19 protein-coding genes and 1 pseudogene are annotated in these 19,607 nt (G+C 71.9%); 6 read left to right on the top strand and 14 right to left on the bottom strand.

The annotated features are described in order from the left end of the window. Positions 1 to 238: 238 nt before the first annotated feature. Complete coding sequence (locus ACZ7KF_RS24555; protein ID WP_471079030.1) at positions 239 to 1,006, top strand: SigB/SigF/SigG family RNA polymerase sigma factor; 768 nt, start codon at positions 239 to 241, stop codon at positions 1,004 to 1,006. 61 nt (positions 1,007 to 1,067) lie between these two features. Here ACZ7KF_RS24555 and ACZ7KF_RS24550 read toward each other — a convergent pair. Next, positions 1,068 to 1,517, bottom strand: a pseudogene (locus ACZ7KF_RS24550) (DUF5994 family protein); the annotation flags it as partial. Between the two features lie 395 nt (positions 1,518 to 1,912). Between ACZ7KF_RS24550 and ACZ7KF_RS24545 the strand changes: the two are divergent. After that, positions 1,913 to 2,953: a fatty acid desaturase family protein gene (locus ACZ7KF_RS24545; RefSeq protein ID WP_471078839.1), complete on the top strand. Its 1,041-nt coding sequence runs from the start codon at positions 1,913 to 1,915 to the stop codon at positions 2,951 to 2,953. 96 nt (positions 2,954 to 3,049) lie between these two features. Here the strand turns inward: ACZ7KF_RS24545 and ACZ7KF_RS24540 are convergent, their stop codons facing one another. The 3 genes from ACZ7KF_RS24540 to ACZ7KF_RS24530 form a co-directional block, all read right to left on the bottom strand. Next, positions 3,050 to 3,610, bottom strand: coding sequence for a hypothetical protein (locus ACZ7KF_RS24540; protein ID WP_471078837.1), 561 nt, complete (start codon positions 3,608 to 3,610; stop codon positions 3,050 to 3,052). Positions 3,611 to 3,645: 35 nt separating this feature from the next. Continuing rightward, positions 3,646 to 4,206: a hypothetical protein gene (locus ACZ7KF_RS24535; protein WP_471078834.1), complete on the bottom strand. Its 561-nt coding sequence runs from the start codon at positions 4,204 to 4,206 to the stop codon at positions 3,646 to 3,648. Between the two features lie 231 nt (positions 4,207 to 4,437). Then, on the bottom strand, positions 4,438 to 5,169 hold the full coding sequence (locus ACZ7KF_RS24530; RefSeq protein ID WP_471078831.1) for a hypothetical protein: 732 nt from the start codon (positions 5,167 to 5,169) through the stop codon (positions 4,438 to 4,440). A 361-nt stretch (positions 5,170 to 5,530) separates the two neighbouring features. On the opposite strand from ACZ7KF_RS24530, the gene ACZ7KF_RS24525 reads away from it, so the two are divergent. Beyond that, positions 5,531 to 6,547, top strand: a complete 1,017-nt coding sequence (locus tag ACZ7KF_RS24525; protein WP_471078829.1) for a zinc-dependent alcohol dehydrogenase family protein — start codon at positions 5,531 to 5,533, stop codon at positions 6,545 to 6,547. A gap of 79 nt (positions 6,548 to 6,626) precedes the next feature. Here ACZ7KF_RS24525 and ACZ7KF_RS24520 read toward each other — a convergent pair whose 3' ends face one another. From ACZ7KF_RS24520 to ACZ7KF_RS24505, 4 genes are all read right to left on the bottom strand, one after another. Beyond that, positions 6,627 to 7,235 (bottom strand): TetR/AcrR family transcriptional regulator, encoded by a 609-nt coding sequence (locus ACZ7KF_RS24520; protein ID WP_471078826.1) that lies wholly within the window; start codon positions 7,233 to 7,235, stop codon positions 6,627 to 6,629. 116 nt (positions 7,236 to 7,351) lie between these two features. Continuing rightward, positions 7,352 to 7,855, bottom strand: a complete 504-nt coding sequence (locus ACZ7KF_RS24515; protein WP_471078823.1) for a nucleoside deaminase — start codon at positions 7,853 to 7,855, stop codon at positions 7,352 to 7,354. Positions 7,856 to 7,934: 79 nt separating this feature from the next. Next, positions 7,935 to 8,405, bottom strand: a complete 471-nt coding sequence (gene cynS, locus ACZ7KF_RS24510) for a cyanase (protein ID WP_471078820.1) — start codon at positions 8,403 to 8,405, stop codon at positions 7,935 to 7,937. Positions 8,406 to 8,506: 101 nt separating this feature from the next. After that, complete coding sequence (locus ACZ7KF_RS24505; protein ID WP_471078817.1) at positions 8,507 to 9,100, bottom strand: carbonic anhydrase; 594 nt, start codon at positions 9,098 to 9,100, stop codon at positions 8,507 to 8,509. A 127-nt stretch (positions 9,101 to 9,227) separates the two neighbouring features. Here ACZ7KF_RS24505 and cynR point away from each other — a divergent pair, with 127 nt between their 5' ends. After that, on the top strand, positions 9,228 to 10,136 hold the full coding sequence (cynR, locus tag ACZ7KF_RS24500; protein WP_471078814.1) for a transcriptional regulator CynR: 909 nt from the start codon (positions 9,228 to 9,230) through the stop codon (positions 10,134 to 10,136). 10 nt (positions 10,137 to 10,146) lie between these two features. Here cynR and ACZ7KF_RS24495 read toward each other — a convergent pair whose 3' ends face one another. The 6 genes from ACZ7KF_RS24495 to ACZ7KF_RS24470 form a co-directional block, all read right to left on the bottom strand. After that, positions 10,147 to 11,019, bottom strand: a complete 873-nt coding sequence (locus ACZ7KF_RS24495) for a LysR family transcriptional regulator (protein WP_471078811.1) — start codon at positions 11,017 to 11,019, stop codon at positions 10,147 to 10,149. A 159-nt stretch (positions 11,020 to 11,178) separates the two neighbouring features. After that, positions 11,179 to 12,369, bottom strand: a complete 1,191-nt coding sequence (locus tag ACZ7KF_RS24490; protein ID WP_471078808.1) for an XdhC family protein — start codon at positions 12,367 to 12,369, stop codon at positions 11,179 to 11,181. 60 nt (positions 12,370 to 12,429) lie between these two features. Continuing rightward, positions 12,430 to 13,422, bottom strand: coding sequence for an amidohydrolase family protein (locus ACZ7KF_RS24485; RefSeq protein WP_471078805.1), 993 nt, complete (start codon positions 13,420 to 13,422; stop codon positions 12,430 to 12,432). A 48-nt stretch (positions 13,423 to 13,470) separates the two neighbouring features. Then, on the bottom strand, positions 13,471 to 13,953 hold the full coding sequence (locus tag ACZ7KF_RS24480) for a (2Fe-2S)-binding protein (protein ID WP_471078802.1): 483 nt from the start codon (positions 13,951 to 13,953) through the stop codon (positions 13,471 to 13,473). Next, a complete protein-coding gene (locus tag ACZ7KF_RS24475; protein WP_471078799.1) occupies positions 13,950 to 14,882 on the bottom strand; it encodes an FAD binding domain-containing protein in 933 nt (310 codons plus the stop codon). Before ACZ7KF_RS24475 ends, ACZ7KF_RS24480 begins: the two co-directional genes overlap by 4 nt. Further along, positions 14,879 to 17,158 (bottom strand): xanthine dehydrogenase family protein molybdopterin-binding subunit, encoded by a 2,280-nt coding sequence (locus ACZ7KF_RS24470; protein ID WP_471078797.1) that lies wholly within the window; start codon positions 17,156 to 17,158, stop codon positions 14,879 to 14,881. Before ACZ7KF_RS24470 ends, ACZ7KF_RS24475 begins: the two co-directional genes overlap by 4 nt. A gap of 529 nt (positions 17,159 to 17,687) precedes the next feature. Between ACZ7KF_RS24470 and ACZ7KF_RS24465 the strand changes: the two genes are divergently transcribed. Continuing rightward, a complete protein-coding gene (locus ACZ7KF_RS24465) occupies positions 17,688 to 18,872 on the top strand; it encodes an MFS transporter (RefSeq protein ID WP_471079027.1) in 1,185 nt (394 codons plus the stop codon). Between the two features lie 282 nt (positions 18,873 to 19,154). Continuing rightward, the gene (locus ACZ7KF_RS24460; protein ID WP_471078794.1) at positions 19,155 to 19,361 is read left to right on the top strand and encodes a hypothetical protein; all 207 of its coding nucleotides are present in this window, start codon (positions 19,155 to 19,157) and stop codon (positions 19,359 to 19,361) included. The last annotated feature ends 246 nt before the right edge of the window (positions 19,362 to 19,607 follow it).

The raw sequence follows: 19,607 nt of genomic DNA, 5'->3' as shown, positions 1-19,607 counted from the left end.
GACCGGGTCGGGCACGGGCAGGGCGGCGACGAGCCGGCGGGCGGGCGTGGGCGAAGTGAGGGGCCGGCGTGGACATGCGTGGTGTCATCGCGGGCAGGAGACGCCTGTCCTGCTTTCCATCTAAGGCGGCGCCGTGACGGCCTCCCCGCACATTCCCGCACCCCCTGCCGCCACCACGGGAGCAGCCGAGCACACCGAAGAACTGCCCTGGATCGAGGACGCGGGCAAGGTCGCCCCGATGGACGCGCGCGAGCTGTCCCGGCTGTTCCTGGACCGGCTGCAGATCCTGGAGGAAGGCACCCGCGAGTACCGGTACGCCCGCACCACGCTGATCGAGATGAACCTCTCCCTGGTCCGCTTCGTGGCCCGCCGGTTCCGCAACCGGGGCACCGGCGACATGGAGGACGTCACCCAGGTCGGCACGATCGGCCTGATCAAGGCCATCGACCGGTTCGACCTCTCCCGCGAGGTCGAGTTCACCTCCTTCGCGATCCCCTGCATCGTCGGCGAGATCAAGCGTTTCTTCCGCGACACCACGTGGGCCGTTCACGTGCCGCGGCGCCTGCAGGAGCTGCGCGTCGTCCTGGCCAAGAGCAAGGAAGCCCTCGGCACCGAGTTGCGCCGCGCCCCCACGGTGAAGGAACTCGCCGCCCACCTGGACCTGAGCGAGGACGAGGTCATCGAGGGTCTGGTCGCCACGAACGGCTACGTCGCCGGCTCCATCGACACCACGGGCAACGAGGACGCGTCCGGCGAGGGCGGTCCGTCGTACGCGGACGTCCTGGGCGAGGACGATCCTGCCCTCGAACTGTTCGAGGACCTGCACACGCTCGGCCCGCTGCTGCTCCGGCTCGACGAACGGGAGCGCGCCATCCTCGCGATGCGCTTCGGCCAGGAGATGACCCAGGCCGACATCGGGCGTGAACTGAAGGTGTCGCAGATGCACATCTCACGCCTTATCACCCGCATCCTCGCCAAGCTCCGGGCGGGTCTCGTCACTGCGTGAGCGACCCGAGCGGTCGGGCCGCGTTCGAGTCGGCCGCTGCCTACGCCGCCTTTAGGAAGTGTTCGGCCTCATCGATCAGGCCGGTCGCCGTGAGGCTTCGCGACGGGTCGGTGGCCGTGGCCATCAGCCGGGCCGCGGTGGTCGGCTCCGTCTCCGGTGGGATCACCAGCAGGTCCCAGCGGCCCACGGTGTAGGAGAGCAGCAGCAGCTTGTGCGGGTCCTGCTCGGCCTCGAACCAGCCGACGTGCACCACGTGCCCGTGGACAGGCACCTTTCGCGGGATGTCAGGCCAGAACGTGGGGTTCACCGTCACCCGGGTGATCCGCCCCCACAGGGGGTCGAGGACTTCGACGAGCGCCGGAAGCTCCGCCTTCAGGTCGCGGGAGCGAGGCCACCAGGCACCGTCGATCAGGGCCGGAGCGGTGTCGGCGGGTGCCAGGGCGAGTCGGGGACATGCCAGAGGGAAGAGCGGCTGCTCGACCGCGGGAGTCAAGGCAATGGTCGCGGTCATGATGCGGACCCAACCCCGGGCCGGTCACAACCGGCCCGGTTGTCGTGAATCGCCGAGAACGGCGTCGGCTCGGCAGCCGGTGTACGAGGTGCTCTCGGTAATCACCAGGGTACTCCTCGTCGAGGGGCGACGGAGCGACGCGGAGCCGCGGGCTGTACGGCGCACGGTTGCCGAGGACCGTGCCCCGACACGCCGGCTTCGGCGAAGGGCAGAGGAGGGGAGTCGGTCGCGGGGGAACCCCTGCCGTGACCGTGTGAGATCCGCCCGGCGGGGAACCCGGCTGATTTGAGGGCCTGTCCGCGACCGGCCTCGCGGACGGCGCCTTCCGGGCAGTGTTCGCGGTCGGTCCCCGTGGCTCCCAAGCCACCTGCCCCTTTCGCAGAGAGCTTTCCATCATGACCAGTGTCACGGCCCGTGCCCCGCGTCCGGAAAGCTCCGGCAGCGACTTCGCCCGACTGTCGAAGAAGATCGCGGATGCCGGACTGCTGGGGCGTCGCCCCGGCTACTACACACTCCGGATCACTGCGGTGGCCGGACTCTACGCCACGGGATGGATCGCCTTCGCATTCGTCGGCCGATCGTGGTGGACGTTGGCGGTCGCCGCCTTCCTGGCCGTCGTCTTCGGACAGGTCGCCCTCGTCGCCCATGATGTGGCCCACCGTCAGGTGTTCCGCCGACGCCGGGCCAGCGAGACGTCCGGACGGATCGCCGGAGCCGGCATCGGCATGGGGTACGGCTGGTGGCAGGACAAGCACACCCGCCACCACGCCAACCCCAACAACGAGGACCTCGACCCCGACCTCGACCCCGACCTGCTGGTCTGGTCCCAGGCTCAGGCCCGGGCCGCCACGGGCCTTCCCCGCCTGATCGGCCGCTGGCAGGCTTTCCTGTTCTTCCCGCTCCTGACGCTGGAGGGCTTCAACCTGCACGTGTCGAGCGGGAGGGCGCTGGCCAATCGCTCGCTCAGGCACCGGGCGCTCGACGGCACCCTGCTGTTCGCGCACTGCGCGGTCTATCTGACCGTCCTGTTCTGGTTTCTGCCGCACGGTATGGCGATCGCCTTCCTCGCCGTCCACCAGGGCCTGTTCGGCCTCTACCTCGGCTCCCTCTTCGCCCCCAACCACAAGGGCATGCCGATCCTGAAGGGCGACGACCGCCCGGACTTCCTCCGTCGCCAGGTGCTCACCTCGCGCAACGTGAGCGGCGGCTGGTTCCTCGACATCGCCCTGGGCGGGCTGAACCACCAGATCGAGCATCACCTGTTCCCCAGCATGCCCAGCCCCAACCTGCGCAAGGCACGGACCATCGTCCGGCGCCACTGCGAGGAACTGGGCGTGAGTTACCTGGAGACCGGGCTCATCGCCTCCTACCGACAGGCGCTCACCAGCCTCCACCAGGCCGGAGCACCCCTCCGGCAGCACCGCGTCCGTGCCTAGGCACTCCGGCCACCGCCACCGCCACCGCCACCGCCACCGCCGCCGACGCGGAAGCGTCGGCGGCGGTGGCTCGCCGGCACGGATTGAGGACGGGTCTCACCTGGTGAGCAGCCGGTTGAAGAAGGAGCGGTAGCGACGCAGCGCCCTGCGCAGTTCCTCCGTGTCGACCTGCTCCCCCTGCCCCCACTGGTCCTCCAGGTCCTTCTTGTGCTGGGCGAACGTGGTGGCCAGGGTCTGCATGACGTCCGCGACGAGGGTGTCGGCATCGTGAACGGCCTCTCGCGGGTCGTCCACGAACCTGTTCTGGGTCTTCTGCCAGCGGTCGCGGAAGGCCCGGTCCTCGTCCTCCGTCAGAAGCTGGGGAGCCTCGTCCTCCGAGGAGCCCTCCGAAGTGTCCGATGAGGTGTCCGGGGCGGTGTCCGGGGCGGTGGTGTCCGGGGCGGTGGCTCGGGTGTCGGATTCGGCTGCTGACCGGTCTTCGTCGGCCTCGTCGGCCGGGGGCTCTGTCCGGGGCGTCGGGGTGCTCTCACCGGGGTACATCGGGGCACGCTCGGAGGCTTCCCCTGTTTCTCCGGGCTCCCCGGTGGTGGCGCCGGCAGGCCGTGCGAGGTCCTCGGTGGTCGGGCCGCCGGTGGTGCGGTCGTCGTTGCGGTGCATGGGGTCCTCCATGCCGGGTCGGGCCGGGGGCGGCGTCAGGACCGGGCGGGCTGGGCCCGGCCGCCGTCGGAGAGCAACTCGTCGAACAGTGCGCGGTAGTGCACCATGGCACCCCGCAGCTGCTCGGTCGTCGCCTGGTTTCGGGTACTGAGGGACTCCACCTCGTGCGCGGCGCGGTAGTGCTCCAGGGTGCGCCCGTGCTCCACCGAGAGATCCTTCATCTGCTGGTCGAACCCCTCGGTCGGGTAGCCGCGGTCGTGCATGAGGGAGGTCACCAGTTGGTCCGCGTCGTGCACCGCGTCCTCGGGCCGGTCCACGAACTCGTTCTGGACGCTGCTCCATTCCCGCGTGTAGCGGTCACGCGAACCCGGGGGCAGCGGCTTGATGTCCAGTGCATCGTGCCGCTTCTCGCGCCCCCTGAGTTCCCGCTCGGCGGCGCGCCGGCTGTCGGAGTCTTCGACGGTCCGTTCGTACTCCTCCGGGCCGAAGCGTTCACGCAGGTGACGGCGTCGCATCATGAGCGAGACCGCCACAGCGGCCAGGGCGAGTACCACCACGATCGCAATGATGATCGCCAGAAGCGTTCCCGTGGACATGGGTGTCACGCTCCTCGTGGGAGTGGTGAGTGATGTCCCCCGAGTGCCCGTTTAGGTGATTTTCATCCCTTTAGTGATGATCTGTCCTGCGGGGGTGACCTGGTCCCGCCGACCCGGGCCCATGCGGTCGCGGACGCCGACGGCCTCGGGGCCGTGGGCGGCGACGAATGCCGCCGTGGGCCGGCGGTGCCCGGGCCTCTGCTCCGGGGCCACGGGCCGGCCGGTGCTGCGTCAGCGGCTCGTGCCGGTGTCGCCCTCGTCATGCGGGGGATTCTGCCTCTCGCCGCGATGCGGGGGATTCCGCTGCCCCTCGCCGCCCGGCGCGGAGGGGTCCCCCTGCTCCTCCAACAGTTCGAGGAGCGCGGCATCCGCCCTCTTTCGATCTTCCTTCGTCAGCTCGACCGGTGCGTTGTTGTAGACGGTGTAGCGACTCGGATCGATGATGTTGGCGGCCCGCAGGGTGAACGTCAGCAGACGGCGCCACCCCTTGCGGTGCCCGACTCGTGCCTGCAGTTGGACCGTGTAGTCACGCGCCTCCGGCATGAACCCGGAGAACGGCGCCTCGAACTCGACGAAGAGTTGTTGTGCTTCCCTGCCGGGCACGACGAAGCCGGCCGGCAGCTTCGCGTCCTCGTCCGGCCCCGGCTGGAGGTGAGACGGTGTGGACACCCACAGAAGCGGCAGGTGGGAAGCGGGCTCGTCGGGGAAGGTCAGGATGAGGTCCTGGACGACGATCGGTTTGGGGCCGGTGTTGTGAAGGACGAGCGGGAGCCGCAGGCGGGCCGTGGACGAGTGGACGATCACCGCGAAGGCATGAGGCTCCCACGTCTTCAGGTGGCCTTGTCTGGCGTTGAGCCACCAGAACGACGCGACGGTGAAGAGCAGTGCGCAGGTCGACACCACGCCGGCGCCTGTGAGCGATGAGGACGCGGCCTGCTCGGTCGCGGTCATCAGCGGAACCACGAACTCAGTCTGCCAGCCCCGACGCGGGCTCGCTCACAGGCTCGGGGGCCTTCGCCGACTGCGGGCGGCGGCTCGCTCCTGCGCGGGCCGGGCGCCCTGTCTCCGACTACGGCCCGCCCGCTGGGGAGGGCTGCACCTCTCGTCGGTGACTCGCCAGCCGCCGGAATGAGCGGTTACCTGGAGACGTGGCACCCCGCGGGCGGCAGCAGCCGCGTCGACGGGTACCCGGCCGGACAGCGCGCGAAGGACAACGGCGCCCTTGACGCGCCCCGCCTCCTGCCCGGACACGGCTGTCGCGGCCGGCGGGGCCGGCTCCCAGGCCCCGCCCCCTTCAGTTCCGGCGAACGTAAGGACTTCCCTCATGCGCGGAGCAGTGATCCACGCCCCCGGCGATGTGCGTGTCGAGACCCTGGACGACCCGCAGATCCTCCATCCGACCGACGCGATCATCCGCACGGCCGTCACCTGCGTGTGCGGCTCCGACCTGTGGCCCTGGCGCGGCCTGGACGCGACCGAGGCGGCGCACCCGATGGGCCATGAGTACGTCGGCTTCGTGGAGGAGGTCGGCAGCGAGGTCACCGCCGTGGAGCCGGGCCAGTTCGTCGTCGGCTCGTTCGCGACCTCGGACAACACCTGCGCGAACTGCCGCAACGGCTGGCAGTCCAACTGCCTGAACCGCGAGTTCATGAGCACCTGCCAGGCCGACTACGTGCGCATCCCCAACGCCCAGGGCACCCTGGTCGCCACCGACGAGGTGCCGGGCGAGGAACTGTGGCCCAGCCTGCTGGCCGTCTCCGACGTGATGGGCACCGGTTGGTACGCCGCCGACGCCGCCGAGGTCGGGCCCGGCTCCACGGCGGTGGTGGTCGGCGACGGGGCGGTCGGCCTGTGCGCGGTGATCGCCGCGAAGGACAGGGGCGCGGAGCGGATCATCGCGATGAGCCGTCACGAGTCCCGGCAGAAGCTCGCCCGGGAGTTCGGCGCGACCGACATCGTCACGGAGCGCGGCGACGAGGGCGTCGCCCGGATCAAGGAGATGACCGGCGGCATCGGCGCCGATTCGGTCCTGGAGTGCGTCGGCACCGCTCAGGCCATGCAGCAGGCCCTGCGCTCCGCGCGTCCCGGCGGCAACGTCGGCTTCGTCGGCGTCCCCCACGACGTGGCCGTCGACGGCCAGGAGCTGTTCTTCTCCCACGTCGGCCTGCGCGGCGGCCCCGCGCCCGTGCGCCGCTACCTGCCCGACCTGATCGACCGCGTCCTGTCGGGACGGATCGACCCGGGCAAGGTCTTCGACCTCACCCTGCCATTGGAGCGGGTCGCCGAGGGCTACCAGGCGATGGACGAGCGCCGCGCCATCAAGGCCCTCCTGGAGCCCTGACTCCGCACGCCGCGGCTCGTCCGGCGGCACGTCACCCTCGTGCTCCCGGGGTGAGCGGGAAGTCGGCGCCGAAGGGTGTTCACGTTCCCGGTCGGCTGTCCGGACCGAGGGTCTGCGCGATGGCCGCCCGTGTCTCCTCGCGCGGCTCCCGATCCGTCGACAGCAGCGCGTGCAGGATCATTCCTTCCAGCAGGGCGTCCAGGCGGGCGGCGGTCTCCGGCCCGGTGAAGCGGGCCAGGACGGCGCGGCCGGCCCTCGTCCACTCGTGTGTCAGCGCACGGAGAGCGGGATCGCGCAGCGCGGCCAGGTGCAGTTCGAAGCCGAGGACCGCGCTGCGGTGCCGGGAGGGTCCTCCCCGGACCATGTCCACCAGGACGTCGATCAGGTCGTCGCGCGTCGCCACCTCGGTGAAGAGGGCTTCGTACTCGGCGGTCCGTCGTCCGACGTACCGGGCGAACGCCTGGGTCCGGAGTTCGGCCAAGCTCGCGAAGTGATAGGTGACCGAGCCCAACGGCACGTCCGCGGCAGAGGCCACCTTGCGGTGCGTGATCCCGGCCACCCCGTCCGCGACGAGTACGTCCAGAGCGGCGTCCAGGATCCGCTCCTGACGCCGCGGATCGTGCCGCCGCGCCCGTCGACCCCGACGATCTGCCGTCGCTCGGCTGTCGGGCACTCCCGCCTCATCCATAAGAACAAACGTACACTAGGTGGGAAGCGAATGTTCTTGTCGGCCGCCGCCGCCCCGTGACCGTCCGGCCGCCCCGGCCGGCGACCGCCGGCGCGAGGCCACCTCCGTCACCTCGGTCACCGAGTGGCGGTGGGGGTTCCGGCCACGCGGCGTTCGCCGCCGTTGCGCTGCCGCCAGAACCGGTAGACCTCCACCGCGTCCTCGCGCGGTTCGTGACGCATGGGCAGACGGCGCTCGTCCCAGGGCTTGGCGAACTCCTCGTAGAAGGTGTTCAGCTCGAAGTACTTGCGGTCATCGACGTAGTGGGGCTCGTAGGCGTCACGGGTGGTGAGGAAGACGACCTCGTCCGGCGAGCAGTAGTACAGGGAGCCCAGGCACATCGGGCAGGGGTGGGCCAGGACGTAGATGGTGGTGCCGGTCAGGTGCTCGGTGCCCAGCTTCACGCACGCCTCGCGGATGGCGAGGATCTCCGCGTGCGCGGTGGGGTCGTTGGTCTGCGCGACCTTGTTGGGGCTCTCGGCGAGGATCTCGCCGTCCTTGACGATGACGGTCGCGAAGGGGCGACCGCCCTCGGTGACGTTCTGGCGGGCGATGTCGACGGTGCGCTGGGCGAAGTCCATGGTGGCCTCCTCGGAGGGACGGGCAGAGGTGAGGCGGTGGGGGAGGGGCCGGTCGCCCCGCCCCCACCGGAGGTGCGGGTCAGAAGGGCTTGGTCGGCAGGTACTTTCCGTCCAGGGTGATGACGGCGCGCTCGCCGCCCTCGGGGTCGGCGACCTTCTTCACGTCGAGCTTGAAGTTGATCGCGGAGATGATGCCGTCCCCGAACTGCTCGTGGACGAGGGCCTTGAGCGTGGTTCCGTAGACCTGGAGCATCTCGTGGAAGCGGTAGACGGTCGGGTCGGTGGGGATGCCGCCGGGGATCGAGCCGCGGGTGGGGATGGTCTGCAGCAGCATCGCCGCGTCGTCGTCCAGGCCCAGCAGCTCGGCGACCGCCGTCGCGGCGTCCTCCGGCAGGGGGTGCTGGCCGAGGACGGCGGCCGTGGTGAAGGCGACGGACAGGCCGGCGGCGTCGGCGATCCGCTGCCAGGAGAGGTTCCTGCGGGTCTTGGCCTCCACGGCCTGGGCGGCCAGGGCCTGGCGGGCGGCGGGGTCGAACTGGGCGTGCACCATGGGTGGGTACCTTTCCGGGGTGTCCCTGTGCGGATCGTGCACAGAGGGGGGCGGGGGCCCGGGGCGCGCCGACGGCGTCGGCCCGGCCCGGGAAGTCGAGGTCATGTCGTGAGTACGGCGGGGGAGTCGGTGACCTTGAGTTCCTCGACGCGGCCGGTCGCGATGTCGAAGATCCAGCCGCGCAGAGCGACCTTCCGCTCCGCCAGGGCGCGGGCGACCGACGGGTGGGTGGCCAGGTTCGCGAGCTGGGCCAGCACGTTCTGCCGCACCAGGGCCGGCACGTCCCCGGCGGTGGCGGTACGGGCCACCGAGGCGTCGGCGAGCCGCAGCCAGTCGGCGACAGCGGGGGTGTCGCTCAGATCGTGACCGTGGGCGAGGGCGGTCATCGCACCGCACGCGGAGTGCCCGCAGACGACGATGTCCGTCACGCCGAGTGCGCCGACGGCGTACTCGACGCTCGCCGCGACCCCGTCGGCGCCGGGGGTGTGGGCGGGGACGAGGTTGCCGGCGGTGCGGATGACGAACAGCTCGCCGGGTTCGCACCCGGTGATCAGCTCGGGGACGACGCGCGCGTCGGAACAGCCGATGAACAAGGTGTGGGGCGTGTGGTGGGCGGCCAGGTGGGCGAAGAGCTCCTTCTTGGCCGGGAAGACGTCCTGCTGAAAACGCGCGACGCCCTCGGCGAGATCCTGCATGAGGTGACTCCCTTTCGTGGCGGCCCGGCCCGTGCGGCCTTGCGAGATCCACCATGCATGACCTGCTTGTATAGAGTCCAAGACGTCCTGACCATGACTGCCATTGATGACATCTATAGTCGGGGCCATGGCCCTGGAACTACGTCACCTGCGCTATCTGCTCGCCGTCGCCGATCACGGCAGCTTCACCCGCGCCGCCGAGGACCTGCACATCTCCCAGCCCACGCTGTCCCAGCAGATCAGGCAGCTCGAGCGGACCCTGGGCACGCAGCTGCTGGACCGCACCGGCCGCACCGTACGCCTCACCGACGCGGGCGAGGCGTACGCCCGGCACGCCCGCGGCGCGCTGCGTGACCTGGCCGCCGCCGAGCGTGCCGTCCATGACGTGCGGGACCTTTCGCGCGGGCAGCTGCGGCTGGCGGTCACTCCCACGTTCACGGCCTACCTCGTCGGCCCCCTCACCGCGGAACTCCACACCCGCCACCCCGGCATCACCCTCACCGTGCGGGAGACGACCCAGGACGCCATCGAGACCGGGCTGCTGGCCGACGAGTTCGACCTCGGCATCGCCTTTCAGGGGCCCCACCTGCCCGGCGTCACCGCCACCGCCCTGTTCACCGAGACGCTCACCCTGGTCACCGGCGCCCACCGCCCCGCCGCCGACCCCGCCGGACCGCTACCGGTGCGCGAGCTCGCCGACCGGCAACTCGCCCTGCTCAGTGGTGACTTCGCCACCCGTGGCCACATCGACGGCTATTTCCGGCAACACCGCGTCAGCCCGCGCATCACCGTCGAGGCCAACTCCATCCAGGCCCTCACCGAGGTCGTGCAGCGCACCCCGCTCGCCACCGTCCTGCCCGACGCCATCACCCACGACCACCCCCGCCTCGTCCCGGTCCCGCTCGACCCCGCCCTCCCCACGCGCACCGTGGCCCTGCTGCGACGCGCCGACGCCTACCAGAGTGCCGCCACCCGTGCCTTCACCCGTCTCGTCCACGACCTCGTCCGCGCACGCGGATACACGCCGGCCCCCTGAACACACGCCCTCACGTGATGTGCCGCAGCAGCGCGGCGACCGCCGGGGGAGCCTCGCCCGGCGGGCGTACCACCATGATCTTCCAGTTCGGCGCGTGCCGGTCGAACCGGTACTGGGGCAGATCGGGGAAGCGGTCCGCAATGGACTTGGGCATGATGCAGACGCCGAGGTCGTTGCGGACCAGTTCCGCTGCCGCGCCGATGTCGTTCACCTCGAACGTCGTGCTGCGGTCGACGCCCGCGGCCCGGAAGGACCGGTCGATCGCGTAGCGGATGGCCCAGCCGGGCGTGAAGTCCACCAGGGGCAGCTGGGCGATGTCGGCGAGCCGGACCCGGCCGTTCGGCGTCGCCCCGGCGAGCACCCGCCGGGGTGCCGCGAGCAGGACCATGTCCTCGCGGGACAGCAGCCGGGTCACGAGCCCGCGCTGCTGCCCGCGGTCCAGCGCCACCACGGCCAGATCGACCGTGCCCTCGCGCAGCGCCTGCCGGATGTCGGCGACGGCCGCCTGCCGGAGCTGCACGACCACACCCGGATGCTCCGCGCGCAGCGCGGCCAAGGCGTGGTGGAGCCCCGCCCACACCCCCTGCATCGTGCCGACCGTCACCCGCCCCCGCAGCTGCCCCCGTACCGCGTCGACGGCCTCCCGGGCCAGTTCGGCGGCCCGGAGCGCCGCGCGTGCGGCGGGGACGAACGCCTCCCCGGCCGGGGTGAGGGCGACGCGGTGCGTGGTGCGGTGGAACAAGGGGGTGCCCAACTCGCGTTCGAGGGCGCGGACCGTGCTGGACACAGCGGACTGGACCACGTGCAGCCGCCGTGCGGCCGCCGTGAAACCGCCTGCGTCCGCCACCGAGACGACGACCTCCATCTGCCGCAGATCCATCATCCGCTCCCGAATCCAGCAGCGCTCCGTCCGCTGCGAGGACGACGGGCGGGCTTCACTCTTGGCTGCATCGTATGCGGACGGCGCGGGGTCGCGCGGACCCCGGCGCAGGCCGGCTCACGCGGGACGGCACGGCCGGCGGCGCACCCGTCTCCGACCGGATCACGTCAGCGAGACGGGAGCGTCGCGCGGGGTCGCCCGTACGAGACCGGCCCCGGTGGCGCACCGCTCCGCGACCGCGCCGCGGCCGGGACCATCCGCGCCCGCCGCCGGGCGAATGGGCCCGTCGAGCAGGGTGAGCGAACGGCCGCTGTGACCGCTGCGCACCGCGATGAGTTCCGCGGCGAAGGACACGGCGGTCTCCTGCGGCGTCGACGCGCCCAGGTCGAGGCCCACGGGCGCGTGCAGTCTGCCCAGGGCGTCCGGCGACACACCGGCCTCCGCGAGCTCGCGGATCCTGCGTGCCTGGGTGCGGCGGGAGCCGAGCGCCCCCAGGTAGGCCAGCGGCCGTCCCAGTGCCTCGGCGAGGACGGGAACGTCGACCTTGGCATCGTGCGTCATGACGCACACCACGGTCCTGTCATCCGTCCGCGTGCCCGCCAGGTACCGGTGCGGCCAGTCGACCACGACCTCGTCGGCGTGCGGGAAGCGCTCGGGCGTGGCGAAGGTGGAGCGAGCGTCGCACACGGTGACGTGGTAGCCGAGGAACGCGCCGATCTGGCTCACGGCGGCGGCGTGGGCGTCGGCCCCGAACACCAGCAGCCGGGGCGGCGGGGACCAGGCCTCGAACAGCACCCGAGGCTCGTCCGCCGCACCGATGTCGTACGTCCGTACGACAGTGGTGTCCTGGCTGAGCATCAGACGCGCGTCGGCGAGGACGGCCAGGTCCAGAACGGCGCTGCCGGTGCTGCCCAGGTGCCCGTCCTGCCACACGGCCGCGGCCCCGCCGGTCTGCCCGTCGAGTCCCGACATCACCCGGACCACGACGACCGGACGCCTCGCCGCCGCGGCCAGGTGGGCGGCGGCGAGTACCCGCGCCGTGTCGTGCCCCACGGCCTGGACGAAGACGTCGATCTCGCCTCCGCACGTCAGCCCCACCCCGAACGCGTCGTCAACGTGCCCGAAGGAGACGAACCGCGGCTCTCCCGAGGTCAGCACCTCACGCGCCACGTCGTAGACGGCGCCTTCGACGCAGCCTCCCGACACGCTGCCGAGGACCGTGCCGTCGGCGTGGACGCACAGCGCCGCTCCCGGTTCCAGCGGCGCGCTGCCCCGGACGGCGACGACGCTGGCGACGGCACAGGGGGCTCCGGCGGCCTGCCACTCCAGCAAGTGGGGTGCCAGATGTCGCATGAGTGTCTCCGATCTGCTGTCGGGTGTGGTCCGTCCGGCCGCGGGCGGACGGACGACGGGTCAGCGCGACGTGTCCGCCGGCTGCATTCCGAGGAACCTGCGGCCGTTCGCCTCCAGCGTCGCGGCGTCCATCCCCTGGCCGAGCAGGTAGCCGACCGGATCGGGCTGCGCCATGTCGAAGGGGTGGTCGCTGCCGCAGACGATCCGGTCCGGGGAGGCGTGGGCGCGCAGCAGCCCCAGGACCTCCGGATCGTGGGTGACCGTGTCGAAGTAGAGGAGGCCGAAGGACTCCGCGGGAGCCCGGGTGCTTCCCCGGCGCACATCGTCGCGCTGCCGCCAGCCGTGCCCCCACCGGCCCAGCAGGGAGGGCGCGCAGCCGCCGCCGTGCACGAAGCAGACCCGCAGGCCGGGGAGTTCTTCGAGGACGCCGCCCAGCAGGACGGCGGCGACGGCGGTCGTGGTCTCCACCGGATTGCCGATGAGGTTGACCAGGTAGTGGTGGTCCCATTCGGCGCGGGGCAGTTGCATCGGGTGCACCAGGACGGACAGGTCCAGTTCGGCGGCGACGCCGAGGACGTCCCGCAGCACGCCGCGGTCGTAGGAGCGGCCGTCCACCACGGGGGGGACGGCGATGCCCGCGATGCCCTCCGCGGCGGCGAGCCTCGTCAGCTCCCGTCGGGCGGCGGCCACGTCGTCCAGCCTTACCAGCCCGAGTCCGACGAGTGTGCCGTCCGTACGGGCCACGGCGTCGGCGAGCTGTGCGTTGTAGGCGGCGACGTAGTCGTCCGCCTCGGTGGGGGCGTGGACGGGGAAGGCGAAGGGCGGTGCGGAGACGACGCGCGCGCCGAGCCCGGACTTCAGGGTGTCGGCGACGATGGTGTCGACGTCGGTCATCGCCGTGGTCGGGAACGACAACGGGGCTTCTCCCAGGAAGAGTTCGCCGTCGCGGTCGTGCATGCCGCCGAGCGGGTTCCCGGGTGGGAGCGCGAGCAGATCGCGCGGCAGCCAGTGTGCGTGGACGTCGATGACGCCGGGGCGGATGTCACCGTGCATGGAGTTCTCCTCGATCGGCTCGGGGGAGCGGGGCTGGACCCGTGCGGGTCAGGCGGTGGCGTCCCGCTGTTCCCGGGCCGCGCGCGTGAGGGCGCGCCGGATGGGTTCGTAGCCGGTGCACCGGCAGATGTTGGAGCCGACCACGCTCGCGACGGCATCGGGGTCGTCGGCGAGGCCGGGATCGGCTTCGAGCGCTCCGGCGGCCACCATGAGGAAGCCCGGTGTGCAGAATCCGCACTGGAGCGCGCGCTCGGCCGAGAACGCCCGCTGGAGCGGGTGGGGTTCGCCGTCGGGCCCGGCAAGTCCCTCCACGGTGCGGACGGAACGGCCGTCGCACTGGACGGCCAGCACAAGGCAGGAGCGGACCGCCGCGCCGTCCATGAGAACGGTGCAGGCCCCGCAGATGCCGTGCTCACACCCCAGGTGCGTACCTGTGAGCTTCAGGTCGTCGCGCAGGACGTCGGCGAGCAGACGGCGGGGTTCCACGTCCAGGTCATGGCGGGTGCCGTTCACGTCGAGCGTGATCTTCATCGGTGGTGTCCCTCTCGTGCGGTGAGGCGGGCGTGCGAGTCCGCCGCCGCCTCCAGGAGTGTTCTGCCGACCAGAACGGCGACGGCCTGCCGCTTGTACTCCACGTCGGCGTACGGTTGGTCGACGGGTGCGGCGTCCTCCCGGGCGGCGATCCGGCCGGCCAGGGCGAAGGGGTGGCCGTCGGGCAGCCGGGGCCCCGCGGGGAGCCGACCGATGCCGGCACCGAGCAACGAGCGTTCGGCGGCTCGTGCCCGAACCGGGCGGTCCGCGGCGTTGACCAGTCCGATCCGCGCGTCGACGATCACGCCGTCGTGCACGGTGAGGGCCGCCGCGACGGCGACCTGGGCGAAGGTGAAATGCGTGCGGCGGTGTTCGATGAACCCGACGCCCGTGTCCTCCCCGAGCAGCGGAAGACGAACGGCGGTGATGAGCTCCTGTGGCCGGCGTGCCGTGTGGTGAGGCCCGAGGAAGTAGTCGCGGGCGGGGAGGTCACGGGCACCGTCGGGGCCGGTCACCTCCACGGTGGCGTCCAGGGCGACGCCGATGGCGCACCATTCCGAGGCGGGGTGGGCCCAGCCGAAGCTGCCGGCCATGGTGCCGCGGGAACGGATCGGCGGGTGGGCGATGTTGACCACGGCCCGGGACAGCAGCGAGCCGAGCGGGCCCGGGACGGCCGTGGCCGACTCGAACGCGGCGTGCCGGACCAGGGCGCCGACGCGCAGTTCGGCGCCCTCGACGCGCATGCCGTCGAGCTCGGGGATGCGGTTGATGTCGACGACCGACTCGGGCCGGATGCGTTGCAGATGCATCTCCAGGATCAGGCTCTGGCCTCCGGCGAGCACCTGGGCCTTGCGTCCGGTGTCGCCGAGTGCCTCGACGGCCTCGGCGACCGTGCGGGGTACGACGTAGTCGAAGGGTGCGGGTTTCACCGGTCGCCTTCCTCGTGTTCCGGGGCGTGCGCGGCGCGCCAGACGCTGTCCGGGGTGAGCGGCATCTGCAACAGGCCGGGATCGGCGATCCGCAGGGCGTCGGCCACCGCGTTGACGATGGCGGCCGGGCTGCCGATGCAGCCCGATTCCCCGGCGCCCTTGGCACCCAGCGGCGTGCCGGGGCTGGGGGTGCAGGTGTCCTTGATGTCGATGGGCGGAAGCTCCGCGAACGTCGGGAGCAGGTAGTCCAGGAATCCTCCGGGCAGCTGCGGGACGCCGTCACCGTCGAACGTGATGCCCTCGTAGAGGGCCTGGCCGATGCCTTGCACGGCCGATCCGAAGGCCTGTCCGCGCACCACCGCGGGATCGAGGACCACTCCGCAGTCGTCGACGGCCACGAGCCTGAGGACGCGTACGGTGCCCAGTTCGGGGTCGACCTCGGTCACCGCCGCGTGCGCGCCGAAGGGAAAGGCCATCCCGGCCTCGTACCGGTCCTCGACGCGCAACGGTCCGGTGGCCTTCACCAGATCGCCCAGGCCCGTGGCCGACGCGCCCCCGGGAGCCGCGTGCACGACGGTTCCGTCCGCCCACTCGACCTGCTCCACCGGCACGCTCCACAGCGCTGCCGCGCGCGTACGGGCCCGCTCGATCAGGAGAGTCGCCGCGTGCTGGAGCATGGCGCCGGCCACCTGTGCCGACCGGCTGGCGAACGACCCCAGTCCCTCGGGCTGCTCGTCCGTGTCGCCCTCGACGAGACGGACCCGGGTCTCCGGGACGCCGAGGACCTTGGCGACCAGAGCGGGGAAGACCGTCTCGTGGCTCTGGCCGCTGGGCGCCGCGCCGCACCGGGCGGTGACGGTGCCGTCCTCGTGCGCCTCCAGGCTGCCGAACTCGTGCAGGCCGCCCGCTTCGCCGCCCGAGCGCTCCACGTAGCAGGAGACGCCGATGCCCAGTGGCAGGGCGTCCGGGTCCCGACGGCGACGGTCCCGCTCGGCACGCCACCGGTCGTAGTCGAGTGTCTCCAGGGCCAGGTCCAGAGCGGCGGCGTAGTTCCCGCTGTCGTAGCGGCGGCCGGTCGGCGTCTCGTACGGGAAGGCGTCGGGCGGAATGAAGTTGCGCCGCCGCAGTTCGATCGGGTCCATGCCGAGCCGCCCGGCGAGCAGGTCCATCGTCCGCTCGATGGCGGTCGCCGCCTCGGGACGTCCGGCGCCCCGGTACGGATAGGTCACCATGGTGTTGGTGAGCACCGAGCGCAACGTCGCGTGGACGCGCGGGGTGGTGTACGCGCCGGCCGCCATCCACGCCGTCTGCATCGGCAGACCGACGCCGAGGTGGGGGTACGCGCCGACGTCGGCGTCGATCTTCAACTCGTAGGCGAGGAGCTTGCCGTCGGCGTCGGCGGCGAGACGCACGGTCTGGTCCTGGCCCCGGCCCCGGGTGGCGACGAGCATCGACTCCATGCGGTCCTCGATCCAGCGGACCGGTCGCCCGAGCTTCACGGCCAGGTGGGCGACGACCACGAACTCGGGGAACGCCGCGCTCTTGGACCCGAAGGCGCCTCCGGTGTCCGGGACGACGACCCGGATCCGGTCGGGGGACCAGCCGAGCAGCGCGGCCAGTTCACGGCGCAGCCGGTGCGGCATCTGGTGCCCCGACCACACCGTCAGCCGGTCCCCCTCGGGTACCGCCAGGATCGTGCGGCACTCCATGGGGCTGGGCATCAGCAGGTTCTGGCGGTAGGTGGCCTCGACGACGGCGGCGGCGTCCCGCCAGACGGCGGGGTCGACAGGCTCTCCGGCCTCGCCCCGCAGGGCGATGTTGCTCAGCCCGTCGAACAGGCGGACGGAGTCGTCCAGGGCCGCGGACGGGGTCACCACCGCGGGGAGCGGCTCGATCACGGAGGTGACCTCGGCGACCCCGTCCTCGGCCCGGTACCGGTCCTCTCCGAGGACCACCGCCAGCGCCTCGCCCGGGTAGCGCACCCGGTCCTTCACCAGCGCCGGCCACCCCCGGCCCGCGACGGCGTCCTCCGTGGAGAGCTTCGCCAGCAGGGTGTACGGCACCGGAGGAAGGTCCGGCAGGTCCGCCGCCGACCAGGCGCCCACCACACCGGGCACGTCACGGGCGGCCGTACAGTCCACGGCTCGTAACCGGCCGTGGGCGACCGTGCTTCGCACGAACGCGGCGTCCAGGCACCCCGGTACGTCGATGTCGGCGACGAACCGGCCTCTCCCGGTGAGCAGCCGTTCGTCCTCGCGTCTTGTCCATTGCGCCACGACAACCCCTCGTCGGTGTCTTCGCAGGAAGTGAGGCACTGCACGGACGACCGGCCCGTCGGCGGCCGATCTCCGGACATCCGCGGCCTGCGCGGCGCGGAATGCCAGAACGCTAAGGCGAACGCTCCGCCGGCCGTTGTCCCGGAGCGCACCGCCTGTTGCCTGGCAGTGACACAGCGTGCGAGCCGTGCGCCGGCCGGGCACCCGGCCGGCCGGTGGAGCGCCCGCGCCGCCACCCGCCCTCCGGGCCGCCCGTGCCGGTGGTCCGGCCCCCCCGCGCCACCGCCCCTTCCCGGCTCATCTCTTTTCGAGATGACTGACATTCCGAACCATCGCCGTGAGTGAGGAAGCATCCGGGGGCGGACCGACGCTTATGCCTCCGTGACGGCATCGAAGAAGCTGCCGGCCACGCCTCGGCACCGCCCGTCCACGCCGGTCTCCCGGCTCACCCCTCAAGAAGGTGCTCATGTCCGCCTCTTCCGAGCTCCCGACCTCACGCCGGCCCGCGGCCGCACCGGCCCCCCACGGCGTGCCGGGCTGGCTGGTCGCGCTCCTGGCCGTCGCCTCCGGTATGACGGTCGCCAACCTCTACTACGCCCAGCCCCTGCTGTCCGAGCTGAGCGACGTCTTCCACACCAGCACGGCCACCGCCGGCGCACTGATCACGCTCACCCAGGTCGGCTACGTGATCGGCATGCTCTTCCTGGTCCCGCTCGGCGACCGGCTGGAGAAGCGCAACCTGGTCACCGTCCTGCTCACGGTCACGACCCTCGCCCTCGTCGCGGCCGGACTCGCCACCAGCTTCCCGGTACTGCTGATCGCCTCGCTGGTCAGCGGAGCCACCTCGGTCGTCGCCCAGATACTGGTGCCCTTCGCCGCCGGCCTCGCCCCCGACCACGCCCGTGGCCGCATCGTGGGGCGGGTGATGAGCGGCCTGCTCACCGGCATCCTGCTCTCCCGCACGCTGAGCAGCCTGGTCTCGGATCTCGCCGGCTGGCGTGTCGTCTTCCTCGGCTCCGCCGCCCTGATGGCCCTGCTGGCGGTGGCCCTGCGCGCAGCCCTGCCGCGCCACGCGCCGACCACGACGATGCCGTACCACCACGTCCTGCGCTCCACCGTCCGGCTCGTGCGCACGCACCCGGCACTGCTGCGCCGCGGCCTCTACCAGGCGGCGATGTTCGGCGCCTTCAGCGCGTTCTGGACCACGGTCTCCTTCGTACTGACCGGCCCCCGGTTCCACTACTCCCCGGTCGGCGTCGGCGTCTTCGCCCTCGTCGGCGCGGCCGGCGCGGCCGTGGCCCCGTTCGCCGGGCACTGGGCCGACCGGGGACTCGTCCGCCCCGTGACCGGCATCGCCTTCGTGGTCGCCGCCCTGGCCTTCGCGCTCGCCGGGTTCGGCGGACACAGCGTCGTCCTGATCGGCCTGGCCGCGATCCTCGTCGACATGGCCGTACAGACCACCCTGATCCTCGGCCAGCACACCGTCTACCAGCTCGATCCCGCCGCCCGCGCCCGCCTCAACAGCGCCTTCATCGCCATGTTCTTCGTCGGCGGCGCGGCCGGCTCCCAGGTGGGCTCCGTCGTCTACCACGCCGGGGGCTGGGCCGCCCTGACCGTCCTCGGTGCCGTCCTTCCCCTCGTCGCCCTCCTCTACTGGACCACCGAGCGGCGACACCAGCCGGCGGCGGAGCAGGGCGCGCACACCGCGGAGTGACCGCTGACGCGCACGTCGTGCGCCCGACCGTCCGGCGGCCTGTTCAGCGTGGAACGGCGGCTGTACGATCCCCACCGTGCTGAAAGAGGATGGTCCGGCGCCGTCCCAGAGCGTCGAGCGTGCAGAGCGATTCCACCTTGCAGACCTGACACACGTACGGGCATTCCTGTCCGAGCTCGACGGCACCTGTCTGGACCCGGCTCGGCCCGGTTCGGCGTACGGGCCACTGGAGCAACTCGCCAGCAATGGCGAGTTGTTCACCACCGGCTCCGCGGTCTGGTCATGCTGGACGCCGACGGCCGGGCCTCCGCGCGTCTCGCCGCGGCAGCGGCCAAGGTCTGTCTGACGCACGGCGTCTACGTCCGCCAGGCCGACACCGCCGTTCTCCTCACACCGTGCCTCGTGCTGACCGGGGCGGAGACAGCGACCGCTCTGGACGCGCTGACGAAGACGTTCGACGACGTCCTGCGACTGCGCGATGAGTCCTGACGCCGAAGGCCCCCCCGACGACCCCGATCCGGTGACGGGCGCTCCGGCACCGCCGTCGCGGGAGCAGGTGGTGAACTGCCTGGACCAGGTCCGCATCTGGATCAGCTCCGACGGCCTCCCGGCGAAGCACCGCGCCCGGCTCGTTCGCCTGCGCGCGATGAACGGTCCGACCGGTGTGGGGAATGAGTGAATTCCCCGCATGTCTCGGAGTGGCTGATTCCCGAACTGCCGTTGCTCACGCCGATC

The sequence above is a fragment of the Streptomyces sp. NPDC038200 genome (assembly GCF_055600785.1).
This window is presented reverse-complemented; position numbering and strand designations above follow the sequence as displayed.

Coding starts and splice junctions, on each gene's coding strand:
- ACZ7KF_RS24555 (WP_471079030.1), top strand. CDS start 239: ATGGACGCGCGCGAGCTGTCCCGGCTGTTCCTGGACCGGCTGCAGATC.
- ACZ7KF_RS24545 (WP_471078839.1), top strand. CDS start 1,913: ATGACCAGTGTCACGGCCCGTGCCCCGCGTCCGGAAAGCTCCGGCAGC.
- ACZ7KF_RS24540 (WP_471078837.1), bottom strand. CDS start 3,610: ATGCACCGCAACGACGACCGCACCACCGGCGGCCCGACCACCGAGGAC.
- ACZ7KF_RS24535 (WP_471078834.1), bottom strand. CDS start 4,206: ATGTCCACGGGAACGCTTCTGGCGATCATCATTGCGATCGTGGTGGTA.
- ACZ7KF_RS24525 (WP_471078829.1), top strand. CDS start 5,531: ATGCGCGGAGCAGTGATCCACGCCCCCGGCGATGTGCGTGTCGAGACC.
- ACZ7KF_RS24520 (WP_471078826.1), bottom strand. CDS start 7,235: ATGGATGAGGCGGGAGTGCCCGACAGCCGAGCGACGGCAGATCGTCGG.
- ACZ7KF_RS24515 (WP_471078823.1), bottom strand. CDS start 7,855: ATGGACTTCGCCCAGCGCACCGTCGACATCGCCCGCCAGAACGTCACC.
- cynS (WP_471078820.1), bottom strand. CDS start 8,405: ATGGTGCACGCCCAGTTCGACCCCGCCGCCCGCCAGGCCCTGGCCGCC.
- ACZ7KF_RS24505 (WP_471078817.1), bottom strand. CDS start 9,100: ATGCAGGATCTCGCCGAGGGCGTCGCGCGTTTTCAGCAGGACGTCTTC.
- cynR (WP_471078814.1), top strand. CDS start 9,228: ATGGCCCTGGAACTACGTCACCTGCGCTATCTGCTCGCCGTCGCCGAT.
- ACZ7KF_RS24495 (WP_471078811.1), bottom strand. CDS start 11,019: ATGATGGATCTGCGGCAGATGGAGGTCGTCGTCTCGGTGGCGGACGCA.
- ACZ7KF_RS24490 (WP_471078808.1), bottom strand. CDS start 12,369: ATGCGACATCTGGCACCCCACTTGCTGGAGTGGCAGGCCGCCGGAGCC.
- ACZ7KF_RS24485 (WP_471078805.1), bottom strand. CDS start 13,422: ATGCACGGTGACATCCGCCCCGGCGTCATCGACGTCCACGCACACTGG.
- ACZ7KF_RS24480 (WP_471078802.1), bottom strand. CDS start 13,953: ATGAAGATCACGCTCGACGTGAACGGCACCCGCCATGACCTGGACGTG.
- ACZ7KF_RS24460 (WP_471078794.1), top strand. CDS start 19,155: ATGCTGGACGCCGACGGCCGGGCCTCCGCGCGTCTCGCCGCGGCAGCG.